Raw genomic sequence first — 21,873 nt, forward strand, 5'->3', positions numbered from 1 at the left:
CGCCACCTCCAGGGGCCGTACGAACAACGTGCCGTGTCTTTGGAGTACCGACCGAATGTGACGCCGTCAAGGCCGCGAGAGAGCCACTGAGAGCCACTGAGGGCCTCAGAGGGCCTCAGAGGGCCTCTGGGGGCCCCGTGGCCGGAGGGGTGCCGCGGCTGGGGGTGTGCTGTGACGCGGGTGATGCAGGGAAGAGGCCGACTCCAACAGGGTCGGGCCCATGAAGAAGGCCCGCACCAAATCGGTGCGGGCCTTCTTGTTGCGGTCCTGACGGGATTTGCTGTACCCGATTGCGGCTGCGCCGCGGGCGCGGCCTCCACCTTGTCAGGGGGGCCAATGAAGAAGGGCCGCACCAGTCGGTGCGGCCCTTCTTGTTGCGGTCCTGACGGGATTTGAACCCGCGGCCTCCACCTTGACAGGGTGGCGAGCACTCCAAACTGCTCCACAGGACCAGGTTTCGCGGCGCTTTCTTGCGTGCGCTGCGAGAAGAGACTGTACAGGAGGGCGAGCCCCGGGTCGAACTCACCCTCCGTGCACGTCCCGCCACGCACTTCGCTAGGGCGCGAGCGCGTCGATCGCCTTCACGATCCGCTTGTCCGAGACCGGGTACGCCGTGCCCAGCGCGTGGGCGAAATAGCTGACCCGCAGCTCCTCGATCATCCAGCGCACGTCCAGGACCTGACGCGGCACCGGCCGGCCCTGCGGCATCTGCTCCAGCAGCCACGCGTACTCGTCCTGCATCTCGTGGACCTTCTCCATCCGGGTCGTGTCCCGCTGGACCCCGGTCGGCATCTGCTGCAGGCGCCGGTCCGCGGCGACCAGGTAGCGCATCAGGTCCGGCAGCCGCCCGATGCCCGCCTCCGTCACGAAACCGGGCTTCACCAGGCCGTCCAACTGCGCCCGCACGTCCTGGAGGTTCGGCAGCAGCGCAGGACTCCGTACGGCCTTCAGGCGCCGTTCACAGGCCTGCCAGGCGGCCAGCACCTGCTGCACCTGCCCCACCGTACGGACGGTCGTGTCGACGATCTCCGCCCGGACCTTGTCGTAGAGCTTGCGGTACGACTCCTCGTCCCACGCCGGCCCGCCGAAGTCCGCGATCAGCCGGTCCGCCGCCGCCGTCGCGCAGTCGTCGAACAGAGCCTGGATCGAGCCGTGCGGATTCGCGGAGAGGCCCAGCTTCTGCTGGTTGGTCAGCTTTTCGGACGCGAACTTCGCAGGGTTGACCGGGATGTTGCGCAGGATCAGCCGACGCGTGCCCCGCCACATCGCCTGCGCCTGCTCGGCCTCGGTGTCGAAGAGCCGCACGGAGACGGTGCCGGCCGTCGGCCCGTCGTCGACCAGCGCCGGATACGCCTTCACCGGCTGACCCGCCCGACGCGTCTCGAAGACACGGGACAGCGTGCCGATCGTCCAGTCCGTCAGGCCGGTGCGTTCCACCGACTCACCGCCCCTGCGCTCCGCGGTGGCCGCGGCCGCCTGCGACAGCGCCTTGCGCGCCTTCGGCTTCAGGCGGAGCTTCAGCGCCTCCAGGTCCTTGTCCTCGGCCAGCTTGCGACGCCGCTCGTCGACGATCCGGAACGTGATCTTGAGGTGGTCGGGGACCTTCGCCCAGTCGAAGTCCTCCGCGTCGAAGGGGACCCCCACCATGCGCTTCAGCTCCCGCGCCATGGTCACGGTCAGCGGCTCCTGGAGCGGTACCGCCCGCTCCAGGAACTTCTGCGCGTAGTTCGGCGCCGGCACGTAGTGGCGGCGGATCGGCTTCGGCAGCGACCGGATCAGCTCCGTGACGACCTGCTCCCTGAGGCCCGGGATCTGCCAGTCGAAGCCCTCGTCCGTGACCTGGTTGAGTACCTGGAGCGGGATGTGGACGGTCACACCGTCCGCGTCCGCACCCGGCTCGAACTGGTACGTCACCCGGAACTTCAGCGGCCCCTGACGCCAGGAGTCCGGATAGTCGTCCTTGGTGACCGCACCCGCCTTCTCGTTGATGAGCATCTCGCGCTCGAAGTCGAGGAAGTCGGGCTGCTCGTGCCGCTTGTGCTTCCACCACGAGTCGAAATGCGCACCCGAGACGACGTGTTCGGGCACCCGCTGGTCGTAGAAGTCGAACAGCGTCTCGTCGTCGACCAGGATGTCCCGGCGCCGCGCGCGGTGCTCCAGCTCCTCGACCTCGGTCAGCAGCCGGCGGTTGTCCGCGAAGAACTTGTGGTGCGTGCGCCAGTCGCCCTCCACCAGGGCGTTGCGGATGAACAGCTCGCGGCTGACCTCCGGGTCGATCCGCCCGTAGTTCACCTTGCGCTGGGCCACGATCGGCACGCCGTACAGCGTGACCTTCTCGTACGCCATCACCGCCGCCTGGTCCTTCTCCCAGTGCGGCTCGCTGTACGTCCGCTTGAGGAGATGGCCGGCGAGCGGCTCCACCCACTCGGGCTCGATCTTCGCGTTGACACGGGCCCAGAGGCGGGAGGTCTCGACGAGTTCCGCGGACATCACGAAGCGCGGGGGCTTCTTGAACAGCGCCGAGCCGGGGAAGATCGCGAACTTGGCGCTGCGCGCGCCCAGGTACTCGTTCTTCGCGCCCTCCTTCACGTCCTTCATTCCGACGTGCGAGAGGAGCCCGGCCAGCAGCGACACGTGCACGCGGTCGTCCGGCGCGGGGTGGTCGGCGTCGTTGAGATGGATGCCCATCTGCTTGGCGACCGTGCGCAGCTGCGTGTAGATGTCCTGCCACTCACGGATCCGCAGGAAGTTGAGGTACTCCTGCTTGCACATCCGGCGGAACGACGACGAGCCCCGCTCCTTCTGCTGCTCGCGGACGTAGCGCCACAGGTTGAGGAAGGCGAGGAAGTCGCTGGACTCGTCCTTGAAGCGGGCGTGCTGCTGATCGGCCTGGGCCTGCTTCTCCGCCGGACGTTCGCGCGGGTCCTGGATGGAGAGCGCCGCCGCGATGACCATGACCTCGCGGACACAGCCGTTCTTGTCGGCCTCCAGCACCATCCGGGCCAGCCGCGGGTCCACGGGCAGCTGGGCGAGCTTGCGGCCGGTGTCGGTGAGCCGCTTGCGTACGTCCTTCTGCGCCGGGTCCAGCGCGCCCAGCTCCTGGAGGAGTTGCACACCGTCCCGGATGTTGCGGTGGTCCGGCGGATCGATGAAGGGGAACTTCTCGATGTCGCCGAGGCCGGCCGCGGTCATCTGCAGGATGACGGAGGCGAGGTTCGTACGGAGGATCTCCGCGTCCGTGAACTCCGGGCGCGCGTTGAAGTCGTCCTCGCTGTACAGCCGGATGCAGATGCCGTCGGACGTACGGCCGCAGCGGCCCTTGCGCTGATTGGCGCTGGCCTGCGAGATCGCCTCGATGGGCAGCCGCTGGACCTTGGTGCGATGGCTGTACCGCGAGATCCGGGCGAAGCCGGGGTCGATGACGTACTTGATGCCCGGGACGGTGAGGGAGGTCTCGGCGACGTTGGTCGCCAGCACGATCCTGCGCCCGGTGTGCTGCTGGAAGACCCGGTGCTGCTCGGCGTGCGACAGCCGCGCGTACAGCGGCAGCACCTCGGTGAATCTGTACTTCTTCTTCTCCAGGGCATCCGCGGTGTCCCGGATCTCGCGCTCGCCGGAGAGGAAGACGAGGATGTCGCCCTTGCCCTCCCCCATCAGCTCCTCGACGGCATCGGTGATCGCCGTGATCTGATCCCGGTCGGCGTCGTCCCCGTCCTCTTCGAGAAGGGGTCGGTACCGCACCTCCACGGGGTACGTCCGCCCGCTGACCTCGATGATCGGGGCGTCACCGAAGTGGCGGGAGAAGCGCTCGGGGTCGATGGTCGCCGACGTGATGACGACCTTTAGGTCGGGACGCTTCGGCAGAAGCTGGGCGAGGTAGCCCAGCAGGAAGTCGATGTTGAGGGACCGCTCGTGCGCCTCGTCGATGATGATCGTGTCGTAGGCGCGCAGCTCGCGGTCGGTCTGGATCTCGGCGAGCAGGATGCCGTCCGTCATCAGCTTGATGAAGGTCGACTCCGGGTTCACCTGGTCGGTGAACCGCACCTTCCAGCCGACTGTCTCCCCGAGCGGGGTGTCCAGCTCGTCCGCCACCCGCTCGGCGACGGTACGGGCGGCGATCCGCCGGGGCTGTGTGTGCCCGATCATCCCGCGCACGCCACGGCCGAGCTCGACACAGATCTTCGGGATCTGCGTGGTCTTCCCGGACCCCGTCTCGCCGGCGACGATGACGACCTGGTGATCACGGATGGCCTCCGCGATCACGTCCTTCTTCTGGCTGACGGGCAGCTGCTCCGGGTAGCTGACCGCGGGCACACGCGCGCGGCGCTCGCCGACGCGCTGCTCGGCCTTGGCCACCTCCGCCTCGATCTCGGCGAGAACGGCGGCTCGGGCCTCCGGCTTACGGATCTTCCGCGCACCTTCGAGCCTGCGGCCGAGCCGGTGCGCGTCGCGCAGGGACAGCTCGGTCAGCCGGGGAGCGAGGGTGCCGAGGGCGGGGGCGGGGTGCGTAGACATACGGACTCCAGGATCGCATCCTCGAGAAAAACCTGGCGAACGCTTTTGTCGCCGCAGGTACGACAGATACAACAAGGCCCCGATCCGAAGATCGGGGCCTTTGCTGTGGCTGGGGCCGGGGTCGAACCGGCGACCTATCGCTTTTCAGGCGATCGCTCGTACCAACTGAGCTACCCAGCCGCGAGGTTTCACGTGAAACCTCAGCGGTCCTGACGGGATTTGAACCCGCGGCCTCCACCTTGACAGGGTGGCGAGCACTCCAAACTGCTCCACAGGACCAAGCTTCGTACGACAGTGTCGCACATTGAACTGCGTGCCCCCAACGGGATTCGAACCCGTGCTACCGCCTTGAAAGGGCGGCGTCCTAGGCCGCTAGACGATGAGGGCTATCGGCCCGCCTGGGCGCTTCTCAGCGCGTCGGGGACGTGAGAAGCATATGGGATGGCGGGAGGTATCGCCAAAACGGTTTACGGAGGGCCGGAGACCGACGGGCTCGCACGGGAGGGGGACGGGCTCGAGCCGGTGGGGGACGGGGCCGTGCCGGTGGGGAAGGGAGTCGCGCCCGGCTGGTTCTCCTTCGGCAGGTGGCGGCTGACCTCCGCCGTCGTCAGGCCCAGGCCGCCGAGCTTGATCTCGTCCCACGCCTGGAGGCGCCGGGTGTCCCGGTCGAAGTAGAGGATCGACGCCTGGACCGGGTCGGGGTGCTTGCCCTCGACGGCGCGCAGGCCGCTGCCGCCGGTGGAGCCTTCGATGCGCAGGCGGGTGCCGTACTTCATGACCTCCATGTCCTCGTGGTGGACGTGTCCGGCGAGCACCAGGGGCACCTCGCCGTCCACCTCGCGCGCCGCCGACGGTTCGTGGGCGATGGCGACGTCCACGGGGGTGCCGGCCGCGGTCTGGTCGCGGAGGGCGGAGGCCAGACGGGCGCCGGCGAGTTCCTGGGAGGCCTCGGCGCCGGCCGGCTTGGACCGGTCGGGTGTGTACTGCGGGTCGCCGATGCCGGCGAAGCGCAGGCCGGCGACGGTGCGGGCCCGGCCGTCGTCCAGGACGTGCACGTTCCTCAGGCCCTCCAGGTACTTCTGGGTGACGCGGGAGTCGTGGTTGCCGCGGACCCAGACGTAGGGGGCGCCGAGGTCCTCGACGGGGTCCAGGAAGCCGTTCTCCGCGGCCGTGCCGTGGTCCATGGTGTCGCCGGAGTCGACGATCACGTTCACCTTGTACTGCTCCACCAGCGAGGCGATGATCTTCCAGCTCGCCGGGTTGAGGTGGATGTCCGACACGTGCAGGACGCGGATGGTGCTCGGGTCGGGCTGGTAGGCGGGGAGCGTGGAGGTGACGTCGTAGAGCTTGGTCACGTTGGTGACCAGGCGGGCCAGCTCCTGCTGGTAGATGTCGAACTCGGTGACGATGCTGCGCGCGTTGCCGACGAGGGAGGGCGCGGAGGAGAGCAGGCCGGAGAACTTCGGTTCGAGCACCGAGTCGGGATTCCAGGTGGCGTACGCGGTGCCGCCGGAGGCGAGCAGGAGGGTGAGGGCGAGGCCGCCGGCGCCCAGGGCGCGCCGGGGGCGGCGGTAGACGGCGAGGCCGAGGGCGGTGGCGCCGGTGACGACGGCCACGCAGGAGCGGACGGCGAGGTCGAGGGTGCCGTGTTCGACGTCCCGGGCCACCTCGTCCTGGAGGCCGGAGAGGCGTTCGGGGTGGTCGACCAGGGCCTGCGCGCGGTCGGGGTCGAGTTGGTCCACGTTGACGTCGAGGCGGACGGGGGCGACGTGGCTGTCGAGCTGGAGTGCGCCCAGCGGGGAGACGTTGATCTTCGTGCCGCCGTCGAGGGAGGGGCGCAGGGTCATGGTCGTGTCCATGGGGCCGACCGGGACCCGGACGTTGCCCACGACCAGCAGGCCCAGCCAGGCTCCCAGCAGGACGACGGCGACGAGGCCGGCGGCGCGGGTCCACGGGCGGGCCCGGGGGGCGAGTTCGGGCGCCGTGGACGCCCGGTGGGAGCGGCGGCGGGTGAGGACGCGGAGGGCGTTGCGGATCGGGTTCATCACCTCGGCCAGGGCGTGCGGGGCTGCGGCGGGGACGCGGACCATTGGTCCCGTATGCCCGGGGCCCGGGGCGGATATGCGGGTCGTACCCCACGGTCGTACCCGACAATGGGCCTGTGCTGGAGATGACGCGCGAGGAGTTCGAGGAACTGGTCGCCGAGGCCCTGGACCGGATCCCGCCGGAGTTGACGCGGCTGATGGACAACGTCGCGGTGTTCGTCGAGGACGAACCGCCGGCGGAGGATCCCGAGCTGCTCGGGCTGTACGAGGGGACGCCGCTGACGGAACGGGGTGAGTGGTACGCGGGGGTGCTGCCGGACCGGATCACCATCTACCGGGGGCCGACGCTGCGGTTCTGCGAGTCGCGCGAGGACGTCGTGGCGGAGACCGAGGTGACCGTGGTGCACGAGATCGCCCACCATTTCGGGATCGACGACGCGCGGCTGCACGCCCTCGGATACGGGTGACGCGCCCGGGTCAAGGTCCGCCTCGCGCGGCGCGTGTCCTCTTGTGGGTGACGGGAGTTGGGTACGTCGACTCCCTTACCCCCGGAGGTGGCCGCCGTGCGCCCCTTGTACGTACCCGTCCGTCTGGCCGCCACGGTCGTCGCCGTCGTCGCTGCCGCCGGCTGCATGAGTGTGGGTGACGACGAGTCCGGCGGGGGCGCCGGGCCGTCGCACTCCGCCGGCGAGCAGGGCGGTGAGGCGCCGGGCGGCGGCCCGGATGCGTCGGGCGGGAACGCCGGGTACGGCGCGGCCGCGGCGGACGGTGGGCACGGGCGGGCCAAGGGCGGCAAGGGCAAGGGCAAGGGCGACGGCGGGAGCGGGGGCCGCGGCAAGGGCGGGGACCGGCGGGGGAAGGACACCTCCCCCTCGGCTCCCGAGCCCGGGCGTCCGACCGGGTCCGCTCCGGCGCACGGCGGCGGCGGACCGGACGAGCCGGTGCCCACTTGGACGCCGCCCGCGGAGCCCTCGTGGACGCCGGAGCCCGAGCCGACGCCGCCCCAGGAGCCGCCCGCCTCACCGACGCCGGAGCCGACGGTGGCGGAGCCGTCCTCGTCGGCGCACGAGCCGCCGGGGACGCAGCTGGCGCACCGGGAGCCGGCTCCCCGGGCCGGGGTGCCGGTGTAGTGCGGACGGGGCGCGGGCGAGGGCGCCGGTGTGGGGTGGCGCCCCGGCTGACCTGGGCATGTGCTACTCGGTTTGCCATCGAGGGCCCGGGGTGCGTATGGTGGTCGATCGTTTGACCCCATTTGCCCGGCGCCACCGCAGAGCGCGCCGTGTGGCGCGTACTCTCCCCCTGCCGTGGTGGACCGCATCGAGGCGGTCGTATTGCGAATCGCGATTCACGGAGTTGACGGGCGCGTGCCGACGAGACTCCGGAAGGTTTCGCATTCGCATGTCCATCATCAGTACTGATCACGTCGTCGTGCCCGAGAACGCCGACGCTCCCGAGGCCCCCGAGGCCGTCGAGACCCCCGGGACCGAGGCCGTCGAGGCCGCTCCCGAGGTGACCTTCGCCGACCTGGGCCTGCCCGAGGGTGTCGTGCGCAAGCTCGCGCAGAACGGCGTGACCACCCCCTTCCCGATCCAGGCCGCGACCATCCCGGACGCCCTGGCCGGCAAGGACATCCTCGGCCGGGGCCGCACCGGCTCCGGCAAGACCCTCTCCTTCGGTCTGCCGACCCTGGCCACGCTGGCCGGCGGCCGCACCGAGAAGCACAAGCCGCGCGCCGTCATCCTGACGCCGACCCGCGAGCTGGCCATGCAGGTGGCCGACGCGCTCCAGCCGTACGGCGACGTCGTGGGCCTGCGCATGAAGGTCGTCTGCGGCGGCACCTCGATGGGCAACCAGATCTACGCCCTGGAGAAGGGCGTCGACATCCTGGTCGCCACGCCCGGCCGCCTGCGCGACATCATCAACCGCGGCGCCTGCTCCCTGGAGAACGTGGAGATCGCGGTCCTCGACGAGGCCGACCAGATGTCCGACCTCGGCTTCCTGCCCGAGGTCACCGAGCTGCTCGACCAGGTCCCCGCGGGCGGTCAGCGGATGCTGTTCTCCGCCACGATGGAGAACGAGATCAAGACCCTCGTCGACCGGTACCTGAAGGACCCGGTCAGCCACGAGGTCGACGCCGCCCAGGGCGCCGTGACGACCATGTCGCACCACATCCTGGTCGTGAAGCCCAAGGACAAGGCGCCGGTCACCTCGGCCATCGCCTCCCGCAAGGGCCGCACCATCATCTTCGTCCGCACCCAGCTGGGCGCCGACCGCGTCGCCGACCAGCTGCGCGAGTCGGGCGTGAAGGCGGACGCGCTGCACGGCGGCATGACCCAGGGCGCGCGTACGCGCACGCTGGCCGACTTCAAGGACGGGTACGTCAACGTCCTGGTCGCCACCGACGTCGCCGCCCGCGGCATCCACGTCGACGGCATCGACCTGGTCCTGAACGTGGACCCGGCCGGTGACCACAAGGACTACCTGCACCGTGCCGGCCGTACGGCGCGCGCGGGCCGTACCGGCACGGTCGTCTCCCTCTCCCTGCCGCACCAGCGGCGCCAGATCTTCCGGCTGATGGAGGACGCGGGCGTGGACGCCACGCGCCACATCATCCAGGGCGGCGCGGCCTTCGACCCGGAGGTCGCCGAGATCACCGGTGCCCGGTCGATGACCGAGGTCCAGGCGGAGTCGGCGGGCAACGCGGCGCAGCAGGCCGAGCGCGAGGTCGCCCAGCTCGGCAAGGAGCTGGAGCGGGCCCAGCGGCGCGCCAACGAGCTGCGAGAGGAGGCGGACCGGCTGGTCGCCCGGGTCGCGCGGGAGCGCGGCGAGGACCCGGAGGCGGTGCTGGCGGAGGTGGCAGCGGCCACCTCCGAGGCCGAGGTCTCGCTGCCCGAGCAGCCGGGCGCGCGGGACGTCGAGAAGGTCGAGCGCAGTGGCGGCCGTGAGCGTTTCGCGGACCGTGACCGTTCCTACGACCGTGACCGCGGTGGGCGTTCCTTCGAGCGTCGTGACGACCGGGGTGACCGCGGTGGCTTCCGCCGTGACGACCGCGGCGACCGTCGTGACGACCGCGGCGGCCGTTCCTTCGACCGTCGTGACGACCGGGGCGGTTTCCGCCGTGACGACCGGGGCGACCGCGGTGGCTTCCGCCGTGACGACCGCGGCGACCGTCGTGACGACCGCGGAGGCCGTTCCTTCGACCGTCGTGACGACCGCGGCGGCCGTTCCTTCGAGCGCCGTGACGACCGCGGTGACCGGGGTGGCTTCCGCCGTGACGACCGGGGTGACCGTCGTGACGACCGTGGTGGGCGTTCCTTCGACCGTCGTGACGACCGCGGCGGCGACCGTGGCGGCTTCCGCCGTGACGACCGCGGCGAGCGCGGTGGGCACCGTGGCAGCGACCGTCCGTTCAACCGCGACCGCCAGGGCGACCGCCCGGGCTTCCGCTCCGGCGGCCACGACCGTCCGTACGGCCGTCGTGACGACCACCGCGGTTCCTCCTTCGGCCGTCGTGACGACAAGCCGCGCTGGAAGCGCAACGGCTGACGTCTGAACGACTGAACGCGCCGTGGCCTCCGCCCCACCGGGTGGAGGCCACGGCGCTTTGTTGCACCGGGCCGCTTGCCGGGGTCCTCCTACCGGACTGCTTTCCGGCCACGGAGTGACGCATGTCACGCCCGCCGCAAGGGAATTGCTGGGGGCATGACAGATGACGCCAAGGCGAGTGGGCTGTCGGACGAGGAACGGCTGGCCCAGCTCGGCTACACCCAGGTTCTGGCCCGCCGCATGTCGGCGTTCTCCAACTACGCGGTCTCCTTCACCATCATCTCGGTGCTGTCGGGCTGCCTGACCCTCTATCTCTTCGGCATGAACACGGGCGGCCCCGCCGTCATCACGTGGGGCTGGGTCGCCGTCGGCCTGATGACCCTCTTCGTCGGCCTGGCGATGGCCGAGATCTGCTCGGCGTACCCGACCTCGGCGGGTCTGTACTTCTGGGCGCACCGCCTCGCGCCGCCCCGTACGGCGGCGGCCTGGGCGTGGTTCACGGGCTGGTTCAACGTGCTGGGCCAGGTCGCGGTGACCGCCGGCATCGACTTCGGCGCCGCGTCCTTCCTGGGCGCCTACCTGAACCTCCAGTTCGACTTCGAGGTCACGCCGGGCCGCACGATCCTGCTCTTCGCCGGCATCCTGATCCTGCACGGCCTGCTGAACACCTTCGGCGTCCGCATCGTGGGCCTGCTGAACAGCGTCAGCGTCTGGTGGCACGTCGTCGGCGTGGCGGTCATCGTCGGCGCGCTGACCTTCGCCCCCGACCACCACCAGTCGGCGTCGTTCGTCTTCGGCGAGTTCGTGAACAACACGGGCTGGGGCAGCGGCGTCTACGTCGTCCTGATCGGCCTGCTGATGGCCCAGTACACGTTCACCGGCTACGACGCCTCCGCCCACATGACGGAGGAGACGCACGACGCGTCCACGGCCGGCCCGAAGGGCATCGTCCGCTCCATCTGGACCTCCTGGATCGCGGGCTTCGTCCTCCTGCTCGGCTTCACCTTCGCCATCCAGTCCTACGAGGGCGCCCTCACGTCCCCGACCGGCGCGCCGCCCGCCCAGATCCTGCTCGACGCGCTCGGCGCGACCGCCGGGAAGCTCCTTCTCCTCGTCGTCATCGGGGCGCAGCTGTTCTGCGGGATGGCGTCGGTGACGGCCAACAGCCGCATGATCTACGCCTTCTCCCGCGACGGCGCGCTGCCCTGGTCCCACATCTGGCACTCGGTGAACCCGCGCACCCGCACGCCGGTCGCGGCGGTCTGGCTGGCCGCGCTGGGCGCACTCGCCCTGGGCCTGCCGTACCTGATCAATGTCACGGCGTACGCGGCGGTGACGTCGATCGCCGTGATCGGCCTCTACATCGCGTACGCCATCCCGACCCTGCTGCGGGTGCGCAAGGGCGCCGCCTTCGAGCGGGGGCCGTGGCACCTGGGCCGCTGGTCGCAGGTGGTGGGTGTGGTGGCCGTGGCCTGGGTCGGGGTCATCACGGTGCTGTTCATGCTGCCCCAGGTCTCCCCGGTCACCTGGGAGACCTTCAACTACGCGCCGATCGCCGTCCTGGTCGTCCTCGGCTTCGCCGCGACCTGGTGGCTGGCGTCGGCCCGGCACTGGTTCCTCAACCCCGACCACGAACGCACCCGGGCCCGTACGGCGGCCCGTGCGAACGCCCCCGAGCCGGTGGATCCGTAGGCCCGCTCCGCCGATCGCACCGCCCGGCGTGGCCGCGTACCCGATACCCGATCGGAGATGCGGCCACGGCGGGCTATGCTCGGTGTGGCAACATCACGCCACACCCCTTGGGCCCTTAGCTCAATTGGCAGAGCAGTGGACTTTTAATCCATTGGTTGTGGGTTCGAGTCCCACAGGGCCTACCGGTTGGACCCCGGCTCGCAGCAGGTACGAGCTGGGGTCCTGTTCACTCGGCCAGCGCCGCCTCGACGTCGGTGAGGACGATCTCCGCGGAGAGCGGGCCGCCGGCGCTGTTCCACGCCGATCCCTCGACGGTCACGACGTGCTTGTTCTGCTCGGCCTTCAGCTTGCCGAAGTTGGTGACCTTCTGCGCCTCGCCGTACGCCTTCTCGCCGTCGGCCTTGTCGCCGAGCGTGCCGAAGAACATCCAGTCGGCGTCGATGGTGTCGAGCTTCTCCAGGGAGACCGGCTCGCTGTGTCCGGAGCCGGCGCCCTGCTGGTCCTTCGGCCGGGTCAGGCCGAGCGCCTCGAGGGTGGAGCCGACGACGCCGTCGCCCCTGCCGACGACGGAGGGCGCGCCGTCCTGCCAGCGGATCACGGAGACCGACTTGCCGGCGTTGGCGCCGAGCTGCTGCTTGGCCTTCGCGACCTCGGCGTCGAAGCCGCTGAGCCACTTCTCGGCGTCGGCCTTCTTGTTGAGGGCGTCGGCGGTGTCGGTGAACGCCTTCTTCCAGTCCTCGTTCAGCTTCGCGGTGACCACGGTGGGTGCGATCGCCTGGAGCTTGTCGACGCTCTTCTTCGAGCCGGTCGTCTCGTCGAGCAGGATCAGGTCCGGCTGCAGTGCGGCCAGCTTCTCCAGGTCGGGCTCGGCGATGGAGGCGACGACCTCCGCCTTGCCCGCCTTGTCCGCGAGGTAGGTGGACACCGACTTCTGACCCCGGCCCGCGGTGGCGCCGACCGGCTCCACGCCGAGCGCGAGGGCGGCGTCGAGCGTGGGCTCGCTGAGGGCGACGACCTTGGTGGGGGCGCTGGGCACCTCGACCTTGCGGCCCTGGGCGTCGGTGATCTGACGTGTCGTGTCCGACGCGGCCTTCGCCTCGCCGCCGCCGTCGCCGTCGTCCTCGCCACCGCAGGCGGTCAGGAGCAGGGCTCCGGTGACGGCGGCGGTGCAGGAGAGCAGGGCGGTCCGGCGGGTGGAACGGGTGGAGGACATGACAGGGGAACTCCAATGCGGGAGCGATCGAGACGGTGGCGCGTGGGGGAGGGGGCAAAACGGCCGCTGGTTAGGTTAGCCTAAGCTAAGTGCATGTCCATGCGAACTCGACCCCGTCCAGCAGGCGGACCGCCCCTCCCGGCCACCGGACGCAGCGGGCCTCCGCGTGCGGTCGGTCTGCTGCTGGGCGTGGTGCTGCTGCTGGCAGCGGCCGCCTTGTCGCTGGCGGTGGGCACCGAGCGCATACCGGTCGGCGACGTCTGGTCGGGACTCTTCTCGCCCTCGGGGACGCGCTTCGACAACATCGTCCAGGAGCTGCGGCTGCCGCGGACCCTCATCGGTATCGCGGTCGGCGCCGCGCTCGGGCTCGCGGGCGGGGTGATGCAGGTCCTGACGCGCAATCCGCTCGCCGACCCCGGGCTGCTGGGCGTGAACGCGGGCGCGTCCGCCGCCGTGGTCACGGCCATCGCGGTCTTCGGCATCACCTCCTTCACCGGCTACCTCTGGTTCGCGCTGGCCGGCGCGGCCCTCGCCGCCGTCGCCGTGAACGCGCTGGGCGGCGCTCGCTCGGCCACCCCGGTGCGCCTGGCGCTGGCCGGTACGGCGGTCAACGCGGCCCTGTTCGGCTACGTGAACGGCCTGCAGCAGTGGGACCTGAGCACCCTGGACTCCATGCGGCACTGGACCGTGGGCACATTGGAGAAGCGCGACCCCGAACTGCTGCTCACCACACTGCCGTTGCTGGTCTCGGGCGCCCTGCTGGCCTTCGCGCTGGCCCGGCCGCTCGGCGCGATCTCCCTGGGCGAGGACCACGCCCGCGCGCTGGGCACCTCGGTCCGGCGCACCCGTGTCCTGTCGGTCGTGGCCATCACGCTGCTGTGCGGCAGCGCCACGGCGGTGTGCGGACCGATCGGCTTCATCGGCCTGATGATCCCGCACGCCGTCCGCGCGTTCACCGGTCCCGACCCGCGCCGGCTGCTGCCCTGCTGCGCCCTGTTCGCCCCGGCGCTGCTGCTCGTGTCCGACGTGATCGGCCGGGTCCTGGTGCCGCCCTCGGAGATCCAGGTCGACATCGTCACCTCGTTCCTCGGCGGTCTGCTCTTCATCCATCTCGTACGCCAACGGAAGGTGGCCAAGCTGTGAGTCTCGTCGAGGACGGCACCCGGCGGGACAGCGCGCCTCGGGGGCACGTGCGGGGACAACCGCGGCGGGGCCGGGTGGGGGCGGGCCCGTACTCGCTCCGGTTCGACCCCCGCGCCTTCCTGGTGTGCCTCGCGCTGGTCGTGGTCACCGCGGCGGTCGTGGTGCTCGCCGTCGGCACCGGCACCTACGCACTGTCGCCGCTGGAGGTGCTGCGGACCTTCGCCGGGAACGGCCCGCCCGGCTCCGAGTTCATCGTGCTCGACCTGCGGCTGCCGCGCGCCCTGGTGGCCGTGCTGGTCGGCTTCGGAGCGGGCATGGCAGGCGCGGTCTTCCAGTCCCTGACCCGCAATCCGCTGGGCAGCCCGGACATCATGGGCTTCAGCAACGGGGCGTCCGCGGGTGCGCTCGTCGCGATCATCTTCCTGGACGCCGGCACACCGCAGACCGCGCTGGGCGCGCTCGTCGGCGGGTTCGCCACGGCCACGGCGGTGTATCTGCTGGCGTGGCGCCGCGGCGTGCACGGCTACCGGCTCGTCCTGGTCGGCATCGGCGCCGCCGCGGTGCTCGGGTCGGCGACGAGCTTCCTGTACGTGCGGGCCGACATCGGGAAGGCGGCCCAGGCCGCGTCCTGGATGATCGGCTCGCTCAACGCCCGCGGGTGGAGCGAGGTCGGCCTCGCCGGGCTCGGCCTGGCCGTCTGCGCCCCGGTCGTCCTGGCGTGCGGGCGTCGGCTGACGATGCTGGAGATGGGCGACGACACCGCGAGCGCCCTCGGGGTGCCTCCGGAGCGCAGCCGCCTGTTGCTGCTGGGCGCGGGCACCGGCCTGGCCGCCATGGGCGTGGCCGCGGCGGGCCCGATCCCGTTCCTGGCGCTGGCCGCTCCCCAGCTGGTGCGGCGCCTCACCCGGGCGACGGGGCCGAACGTCCTGGCCGCCGGCTGGATGGGCGCCCTGCTGGTCACCACGGCCGACCTGGTGACCCAGCGCGTGACCGGCTCGGCACTGATGCCGGTCGGCGTGGTGACGGGCGTCGGCGGCGGCCTGTACCTGGCGTGGCTGCTGCTGCGGGAACGTCGGGCGCACCATCTCTGAGGCTCAGAGGTATCAGAGGCAGGTGAGGCGAGTTCGGGACAATGGGAGGACGGACACCTTGAGCAACGCGACAGCGGCCGCAGAAGTCGAAAGCCCGCGGCTGAAGCGGCTCCTGGACGAGGTGCGCCGCGAGGGAGCCCCGGCCCTGGACCGCTTCTGGCGGGAGCTGGCCGAGCGGGGCGCGCCCCTGGTCGAACCGGCCCCGGACGCCCCCGGCGAAAGCACGGTGACGCTGGTGTGGCGCGAGGACCGCCCGGTCACCGGCGTCTACGCCCTGCTCAACCGCGTCACCGACAAGCACCTCGCCCCCCGGGGCATGATGCGCCGCCTGGACGGCACCGGCCTCTGGTACGTCAGCCTGCGGTTGCCCCACGGCCTGCGCTGCTCCTACCGCATCCATCCGTTCGGCCCGGACGACCCGCACCTGACCGCGGACGGCCCCCGCTCCGGTTCCTCGCGCGGCCTGCCGGACGACCGTGTGGACCCCTTCAACCGCCACGCCGCAGGCCCCTTCGGCTCGATGATCGAACTGGACGGCGCGCCCTCGCTGGCGGAGTGGATCACGGCACGGGGCCCGGCCCCCGGCGGCCGTACCGACGCGCTCAACCTGACCGCGGCCGACGGCACCCCCTACCGTCTGCGGCGCTTCGTCCCCGCGACCGCCCTCGACCCCACCCGGGAATCCGGGCTGCTCGTGCTCTGCGACGGCGAGCAGTGGTTCGACCGCTACGACATCGTCCGCGCCGTCGGCGGCGCGATCGAGGCGGGCCGGATCCCGCCCATGGCGGTCGTCGGCGTCGAGGCGGGGGCCGACCCGGCGGCGCGGATGCGGCAGCTCGGCGCCAGCCGCCGGTTCGTCGACACCCTCGCCGACGAGATCCTGCCCGCCGTCACCGCCGGACTGCCCCGCCGGCCGGGACCGCGGCAGACCGTCCTGTGCGGCCAGAGCCTCGGGGGGCTCACGGCCCTCGCGGCGGCGCTGTGGCGCCCGGACGCGTTCGGCACCGTGCTCGCCCACTCGGCCTCCACCTGGTGGCGGCCCGGCATGACCGCGCGCCCCCAGGCGCCGGCCCCCGCAGCCGACACCTGGCTGTACGAACAGGCCGCCGCCGCCCCGATGACCGGCGTCAGGGTCCGTATGGACGTCGGCAGCAACGAGGGCTTCATGGTCGGCGACCTGCGCACGCTGCACACGCTCATGGCGTCCAGGGGCTTCGACGCCTCGCTGAACGTCTACACGGGCGGCCACGACTTCTGCTGCTGGGCCGCCGCCCTCATGAACGGCCTCACCGGGCTCACTTGACCTCCCCGGGAGAAGGCGGAGGAGGCACGGTCCCGCCCGCCGCACCCGCACGTAGCGTTGACCCGTCGCCCGTACCGCCCACCGCCCGCCTCACCGGAGCGTGCCCATGCCCCTCCCGTACGTCCTGCTCTCCGCCGCCGTCTCCCTCGACGGCTACCTGGACGACACCGGCCCCGAACGGCTTCTGCTCTCTTCCCCGGCCGACTTCGACCGGGTCGACGAGGTGCGGGCGTCCGTCGACGCGATCCTGGTCGGGGCCGGCACGATCCGGGCCGACAACCCGCGGCTGCTGGTCAACTCGGCCGAGCGGCGGGCCGCCCGGGTGGCGGCGGGGAAGGCGGAGTACCCGCTCAAGGTCACGGTCAGCGGGACGGGGGAGCTGGACCCGGCGGCCCCGTTCTGGCACACCGGCGGGGAGAAGGTCCTGCTGACCACGGACGAGGGTGCCCGGCGGGCCCGCGCGCTGGGCATCGCCGCCGGCGTCGTGCCGCTCGGCGCCACGCTCGACTGGCGTACGGCGCTGGAGTACCTGCACACCGCTCGGGGCGTGCGGCGGCTCATGGTCGAGGGCGGAGGGACCGTGCACACCCAGTTGCTGCAGCAGGAACTCGCCGACGAGCTGCAGCTCGTCCTCGCCCCGCTGTTCGTCGGGGACCCTGACGCACCCCGCCTGTTCGGGCCCGGCGCCTACCGGGCCGGGCGGCTCAGGCTGGTGGAGACGCGGCGCATCGAGGACGTCGTGCTCATGCGGTACCTGCCGACGGCCCCCGGCACCGGCGACCGCGTGTCCGCCGCCGACCGGCACTGGCTGGCGCTCGCGTGCGAGCTGGCCGAGCTGTGCCCGCCGTCCCGGACGGCGTTCAGCGTGGGCGCGGTCGTGGTCGCCGCCGACGGTACGGAGCTGGCGCGGGGGCACTCGCGGGAGGGCGGCGACCCCGTCGTACACGCGGAGGAGGCCGCGCTCGCCAAGGCCGATCCTGCCGACCCGAGGCTCGCGACCGCCACCGTGTACAGCAGCCTGGAGCCGTGCGCCCGCCGCGCCTCCCGGCCCGCGCCCTGCGCCCGGCTGATCCTCGACGCCGGGGTGCGCCGGGTGGTCACGGCCTGGCGGGAGCCGGACACCTTCGTACCGGGGGCCGACGGCAGCGGGGTGCTCGCCGCCGGGGGCACCGCCGTCGTCGTACTGCCGGAGTACGAGGAGCGGGCGAAGGCGCCCAACCGCCACCTGGAGGGGTAGGGAGATACGGGGTAGGGAGATACGGATGTGCATTCCGGCCCCGAGATGGCGTACAGTGGAGACACAACGACGCGGGGTGGAGCAGCTCGGTAGCTCGCTGGGCTCATAACCCAGAGGTCGCAGGTTCAAATCCTGTCCCCGCTACTCAAGACCGAAGGCCGGAATCCATGAGGATTCCGGCCTTCGGTGCGTTCACCCGGTCGGCCCTCCACGGCTCGCCCCCCGCCCCCGCTCCGGGAAGCCTGGAGCAACGGGACGGCAGGCGGCGTGGACGTGCGGGGTGGCGGGAGACGAGTGGTGCGGCCAGGTGAGGTGGACGAAGAGGAGCCGTACGCCAGGGCCGGCGGCCGGCTCCCCGGCGATCCCGTGCCCGACCCGGGCCTCGGCGAAATCGCGGCGCCCCTCCCGTCCGCCAGACCCGAGCAGCGGTGGCGGACCAGGTACGGGCGGACCTTCGTGCGTCTGCTCCCCGTGCTGCTGATCGTCGTCGCCGTCCTGTACGACGTCCTCACCCCGAGATACTTCACCGCCGCCCCCCTCTACACGGCCGCGCCCCTGGTCGCCGCCCCCCTCTACTCGCGGCGCGGCACGATCCTCACCGGTGTCGTCGTGGTCGCCGCCGTGGTCGGGCTCCAGCTCGGCAAGGGTGTCATCCACTACGTCGACTCCTTCACCGAGCTGCTCACCATCGCGACGGTCGCGGCGCTCGCCGTCCTCGTCAACGCCTTCGTACGCCGCACCGGCGAGCGCCTCGTCTCCGTCCGTGAGATCGCCGAGGCCGCCCAGCGCGCCGTGCTGCCCGAGCCCGCCGAGCGGATCGGCGGCTTCGAGATCGCCGCCTGCTACGAGGCCGCGCAGGCCGACGCCTTCATCGGCGGCGACCTGTACGCGGTGCAGGACAGCGCCCGCGGCGTCCGGCTCATCGTCGGGGACGTGCGCGGCAAGGGCATGGGCGCGGTGGCCGCCGTCGCGGTCGTGATCGGTGCCTTCCGGGAGGCCGCCGAGCAGGAGGCGACGCTGGAGGCGGTGGCGCAGCGGCTGGAGCGGGCCCTGGCGCGCGAGGGCACCCGGCGCGAGGGACTGGACGCCTTCGAGGGGTTCACCACCGCCGTCCTCGCCGAACTCCCGCACGGCGACGGGGTGGTCCGCATCGTCAACCGGGGCCATCCGCCGCCCCTGCTGCTGTACGCCGACGGCACCCTGCTCCCGCTGCCCGCCCGTGAGTCGGCGCTGCCGCTCGGCATGGGCGAGCTGGGGGTGTGGCCCGACCGGGCGGAGGAGGCCGCCTTCCCCGGTGGGGCCACGCTGCTGCTGTACACCGACGGCCTGTCCGAAGCCCGTGACGCCCGGGGCGCGTTCTACGAGCCGCAGGAGCGGCTGGCCGGCCGCGTCTTCCGGCATCCGGGCCGGCTGCTCGACACCCTGGCCGAGGATGTGCGCCGCCACTCCGGGGGTGGCATGGCGGACGACATGGCCCTGCTCGCCGTACGCCGCCCGTGCGCCACGCCCGACGGCACTGATCACTTTTCGTGACGGCGCGAGCGCCCTCCGCATAACAACTGACACACCATCAGGAAGTGATGAGGCGGGAGTTGACGCTGAAGGGCGGTCAAGTCGCCCGGTTTTCACCGCCCATGAGGCCTACGTCCCCACGGGATTCGTTAATGATCAACCGGAACGGCTTGGAATCCGAGCCCCCCGTCTATTAACGTTCGATAACGCAGCGCGGTCGTCCCAGCCGTCACAGAAGGCGGCTCCGTGCGCACGCGCCGAATCCCGCAAGGGAACCGGGGAACCACCACCTTGGGGTGAATCGCTCGTACGACGCCGTGGAGACACGGCGGATATACGCGCGTAGGAGACCTTCCTGCTCCGAACCCGTCAGCTAACCCGGTAGGCGGAAGGAAGGAAAGGAGTACGCCCACGTGGCGTCCAACCGGCCTGCCCCCGAGGCCCCGTTCGTGCCCACCGGGCACGGCACCGACACCTTCGGCTACGACGCCCCCCGCGCCGAAGAGGGCCCCTGGGAGGAGTGGAACCCCACCGCGGAATCCATCCGCCCCGTACGCGGCCGGCACCGCGTCGCCAAGCAGCGCGGCGGACTCGCCCGCAGCTCCACCGTCCTCGGCGTCGGTGTCATCGCGGCCGTCGGCGCGGGCGGCATGGCCAGCGCGCAGACCGGCAAGCCGCCGGTGTCGATCTCCATGCCGGACCTGCCGAACGTCGGCTCGCTCATCTCGGACGACGAGGAGCCGGAGCCGGAGGGTTCCGCCACCCCGCTCAGCGGCATCGGCACGGTCGCCGCCGCCGACACCACCGAGGGCACCGCCACCGACGCCGGTGAGACGCTGCGGGCCCGGATCATGGCGCAGGCCGAGCAGCAGCAGGCCCAGGTCGAGAGCAAGGCCGCCGCCGAGGCCGCGGCCGCCGCCGAGAAGCAGGCCGCGGAAGCCGCCGCCAAGGCGGAGAAGGAAGCCAAGGCCAAGGCCGCCGCCGCCAAGAAGAAGGCGGAGGAGGAGGCCAAGAAGAAGGCCGAGGCCGAGCGACTCGCGCAGCTGGCCAAGCAGTACACGCTGCCGACCTCCTCGTACACGATCTCCTCCACCTACGGCCAGGCCGGCGCCTACTGGTCCTCCGGCCACCACACCGGCCTCGACTTCGCGGCCCCCACGGGCACGCTGCTCAAGGCGGTGCACAGCGGCACGATCACGTCGGCCGGCTACGAGGGGTCGTACGGCTACAAGACGGTGCTCACCCTCGACGACGGCACCGAGATCTGGTACGCCCACCAGTCCTCCATCAGCGTCAGCGTCGGCCAGAAGGTCAACACCGGAGACGTCATCGGCCGCGTCGGCGCCACCGGCAACGTCACGGGCGCGCACCTCCACATGGAGGTCCACACCGGCGACGGCGGCGGTATCGACCCGATGGCCTGGCTGCAGAGCAAGGGGCTCACCCCCTGAGCGGCGCCCTTTCCGGCCTCCTCAGGTTCTGACCGGCCCCGCCACCTCTGATCCCCGGCGGTCCTGACGGCGACCCCCCGACGTCAGGGCTGCCGGTTCGCGGGAGCCGGTTTGCGGGATCTTTGCGCGGGTTCGGAATGCGTCCCTCCGGTACGTTCGTTGACGCAGGACATGACTTCTCTGCGCAAGCTCGGCTCCAGTGACCTCGAGGTCTTCCCCCTCGCCCTCGGCGGCAACGTCTTCGGCTGGACCGCCGACCAGGACACCTCCTTCGCCGTCCTCGACGCCTACACGGCCGCAGGCGGCAACTTCCTCGACACCGCCGACTCGTACTCCGCGTGGGTCGAGGGCAACAGCGGCGGTGAGTCCGAGACCCTCATCGGCAAGTGGCTCGCGGCGCGCGGCAACCGTGCCGACGTCGTCCTCGCCACCAAGGTCAGCCAGCACCCCGACTACCCGGGACTGAGCGCCGCGAACATCAGGGCCGCCGCCGACGCCTCGCTGCGCCGCCTGGGCACCGACCACATCGACCTCTACTACACCCACTTCGACCAGCCCGAGGTGCCGGTGGAGGAGATCATCGGCGCCCTCGACGAGCTGGTGAGGGCGGGCAAGGTCCGGCACATCGCCGCCTCCAACATCTCCGCCGAGCGGCTCGCGGCGTCCCTGGAGTTCTCCGACCGAGAGGGGCTCGCCCGGTACGTGGCCCTCCAGCCCCACTACAACCTGGTCTCGCGCGAGACGTACGAGGGCGAGCTGCGCGACCTCGTCGAGCAGGCCGGTCTCGCCGCCGTGCCGTACTACGCCCTCGCCTCCGGGTTCCTCACCGGCAAGTACCGGCCCGGCGCCACCGTCGACAGTCCGCGGGCGGGCGGCGCGGCGCAGCACCTGGAGTCCGAGCGCGGGCAGCGGGTCCTCGCCGCCCTGGACGAGGTCGCCGAGGCCCAGGACGCTCCGGTCGCCACGGTCGCCCTGGCCTGGCTGGCGGCGCAGCCGACGGTCGCCGCGCCGATCGCGTCCGCGCGGACGGTGGCGCAGCTGCCGGCCCTGCTGGGGGTGGCGGAGCTGACCCTGACGGAGGCGGAGGTCACGCGGCTGACGCAGGCTTCGGCCGCCTGAGGGGGG

The 21,873-nt window shown here is 71.7% G+C and carries 14 protein-coding genes, 6 tRNA genes and 1 riboswitch; of the genes, 13 read left to right on the plus strand and 7 right to left on the minus strand.

Annotated features, from left to right (window positions below):
• Positions 1-377: 377 nt before the first annotated feature.
• From ACIGO6_RS15605 to ACIGO6_RS15630, 6 genes are all read right to left on the minus strand, one after another.
• Positions 378-452: transfer RNA gene (locus ACIGO6_RS15605), tRNA-Asp, on the minus strand.
• 103 nt (positions 453-555) lie between these two features.
• On the minus strand, positions 556-4,515 hold the full coding sequence (gene hrpA / locus ACIGO6_RS15610; protein WP_399875786.1) for an ATP-dependent RNA helicase HrpA: 3,960 nt from the start codon (positions 4,513-4,515) through the stop codon (positions 556-558).
• Between the two features lie 106 nt (positions 4,516-4,621).
• Positions 4,622-4,695, minus strand: a tRNA-Phe gene (locus ACIGO6_RS15615).
• A 24-nt stretch (positions 4,696-4,719) separates the two neighbouring features.
• A tRNA-Asp gene (locus ACIGO6_RS15620) sits at positions 4,720-4,794 on the minus strand.
• Positions 4,795-4,829: 35 nt separating this feature from the next.
• Positions 4,830-4,902: transfer RNA gene (locus tag ACIGO6_RS15625), tRNA-Glu, on the minus strand.
• An 80-nt stretch (positions 4,903-4,982) separates the two neighbouring features.
• Positions 4,983-6,605, minus strand: a complete 1,623-nt coding sequence (locus ACIGO6_RS15630) for a metallophosphoesterase (RefSeq protein WP_399875788.1) — start codon at positions 6,603-6,605, stop codon at positions 4,983-4,985.
• Between the two features lie 71 nt (positions 6,606-6,676).
• Here ACIGO6_RS15630 and ACIGO6_RS15635 point away from each other — a divergent pair, with 71 nt between their 5' ends.
• The 5 genes from ACIGO6_RS15635 (at position 6,677) to ACIGO6_RS15655 (ending at position 11,980) form a co-directional block, all read left to right on the plus strand.
• The gene (locus tag ACIGO6_RS15635) at positions 6,677-7,027 is read left to right on the plus strand and encodes a metallopeptidase family protein (RefSeq protein WP_399875790.1); all 351 of its coding nucleotides are present in this window, start codon (positions 6,677-6,679) and stop codon (positions 7,025-7,027) included.
• A 96-nt stretch (positions 7,028-7,123) separates the two neighbouring features.
• On the plus strand, positions 7,124-7,690 hold the full coding sequence (locus tag ACIGO6_RS15640) for a hypothetical protein (protein WP_399875791.1): 567 nt from the start codon (positions 7,124-7,126) through the stop codon (positions 7,688-7,690).
• 268 nt (positions 7,691-7,958) lie between these two features.
• Positions 7,959-10,106, plus strand: a complete 2,148-nt coding sequence (locus ACIGO6_RS15645) for a DEAD/DEAH box helicase (RefSeq protein WP_399875792.1) — start codon at positions 7,959-7,961, stop codon at positions 10,104-10,106.
• A gap of 156 nt (positions 10,107-10,262) precedes the next feature.
• Complete coding sequence (locus ACIGO6_RS15650) at positions 10,263-11,798, plus strand: amino acid permease (RefSeq protein WP_399875794.1); 1,536 nt, start codon at positions 10,263-10,265, stop codon at positions 11,796-11,798.
• Between the two features lie 109 nt (positions 11,799-11,907).
• Positions 11,908-11,980, plus strand: a tRNA-Lys gene (locus ACIGO6_RS15655).
• 44 nt (positions 11,981-12,024) lie between these two features.
• Here the strand turns inward: ACIGO6_RS15655 and ACIGO6_RS15660 are convergent.
• A complete protein-coding gene (locus tag ACIGO6_RS15660; RefSeq protein WP_399875796.1) occupies positions 12,025-13,011 on the minus strand; it encodes an ABC transporter substrate-binding protein in 987 nt (328 codons plus the stop codon).
• A 93-nt stretch (positions 13,012-13,104) separates the two neighbouring features.
• On the opposite strand from ACIGO6_RS15660, the gene ACIGO6_RS15665 reads away from it, so the two are divergent.
• From ACIGO6_RS15665 to ACIGO6_RS15700, 8 genes are all read left to right on the plus strand, one after another.
• Positions 13,105-14,154, plus strand: a complete 1,050-nt coding sequence (locus tag ACIGO6_RS15665; RefSeq protein ID WP_399875797.1) for a FecCD family ABC transporter permease — start codon at positions 13,105-13,107, stop codon at positions 14,152-14,154.
• The gene (locus ACIGO6_RS15670; RefSeq protein ID WP_399875799.1) at positions 14,151-15,245 is read left to right on the plus strand and encodes a FecCD family ABC transporter permease; all 1,095 of its coding nucleotides are present in this window, start codon (positions 14,151-14,153) and stop codon (positions 15,243-15,245) included. The genes ACIGO6_RS15665 and ACIGO6_RS15670 overlap by 4 nt, the downstream gene beginning before the upstream one ends.
• Positions 15,246-15,303: 58 nt before the next feature.
• Positions 15,304-16,548 carry an alpha/beta hydrolase-fold protein gene (locus ACIGO6_RS15675; RefSeq protein ID WP_399875801.1) on the plus strand — a complete coding sequence of 415 codons (1,245 nt, stop codon included), beginning with the start codon at positions 15,304-15,306 and terminating at the stop codon, positions 16,546-16,548.
• Positions 16,549-16,654: 106 nt separating this feature from the next.
• A complete protein-coding gene (locus ACIGO6_RS15680) occupies positions 16,655-17,785 on the plus strand; it encodes a dihydrofolate reductase family protein (RefSeq protein WP_399875803.1) in 1,131 nt (376 codons plus the stop codon).
• A gap of 70 nt (positions 17,786-17,855) precedes the next feature.
• Positions 17,856-17,929 (plus strand) — tRNA-Met (locus tag ACIGO6_RS15685).
• A gap of 153 nt (positions 17,930-18,082) precedes the next feature.
• Complete coding sequence (locus ACIGO6_RS15690) at positions 18,083-19,318, plus strand: PP2C family protein-serine/threonine phosphatase (protein ID WP_399875805.1); 1,236 nt, start codon at positions 18,083-18,085, stop codon at positions 19,316-19,318.
• Positions 19,319-19,542: 224 nt separating this feature from the next.
• Positions 19,543-19,699: riboswitch (cyclic di-AMP (ydaO/yuaA leader) on the plus strand.
• A gap of 11 nt (positions 19,700-19,710) precedes the next feature.
• A complete protein-coding gene (locus tag ACIGO6_RS15695) occupies positions 19,711-20,748 on the plus strand; it encodes a M23 family metallopeptidase (RefSeq protein ID WP_399875806.1) in 1,038 nt (345 codons plus the stop codon).
• Between the two features lie 171 nt (positions 20,749-20,919).
• Positions 20,920-21,867, plus strand: a complete 948-nt coding sequence (locus ACIGO6_RS15700; RefSeq protein WP_399875808.1) for an aldo/keto reductase — start codon at positions 20,920-20,922, stop codon at positions 21,865-21,867.
• The last annotated feature ends 6 nt before the right edge of the window (positions 21,868-21,873 follow it).

The sequence above is a fragment of the Streptomyces sp. NPDC053750 genome, from assembly GCF_044544295.1.
Taxonomy (GTDB): Bacteria; Actinomycetota; Actinomycetes; order Streptomycetales; family Streptomycetaceae; genus Streptomyces.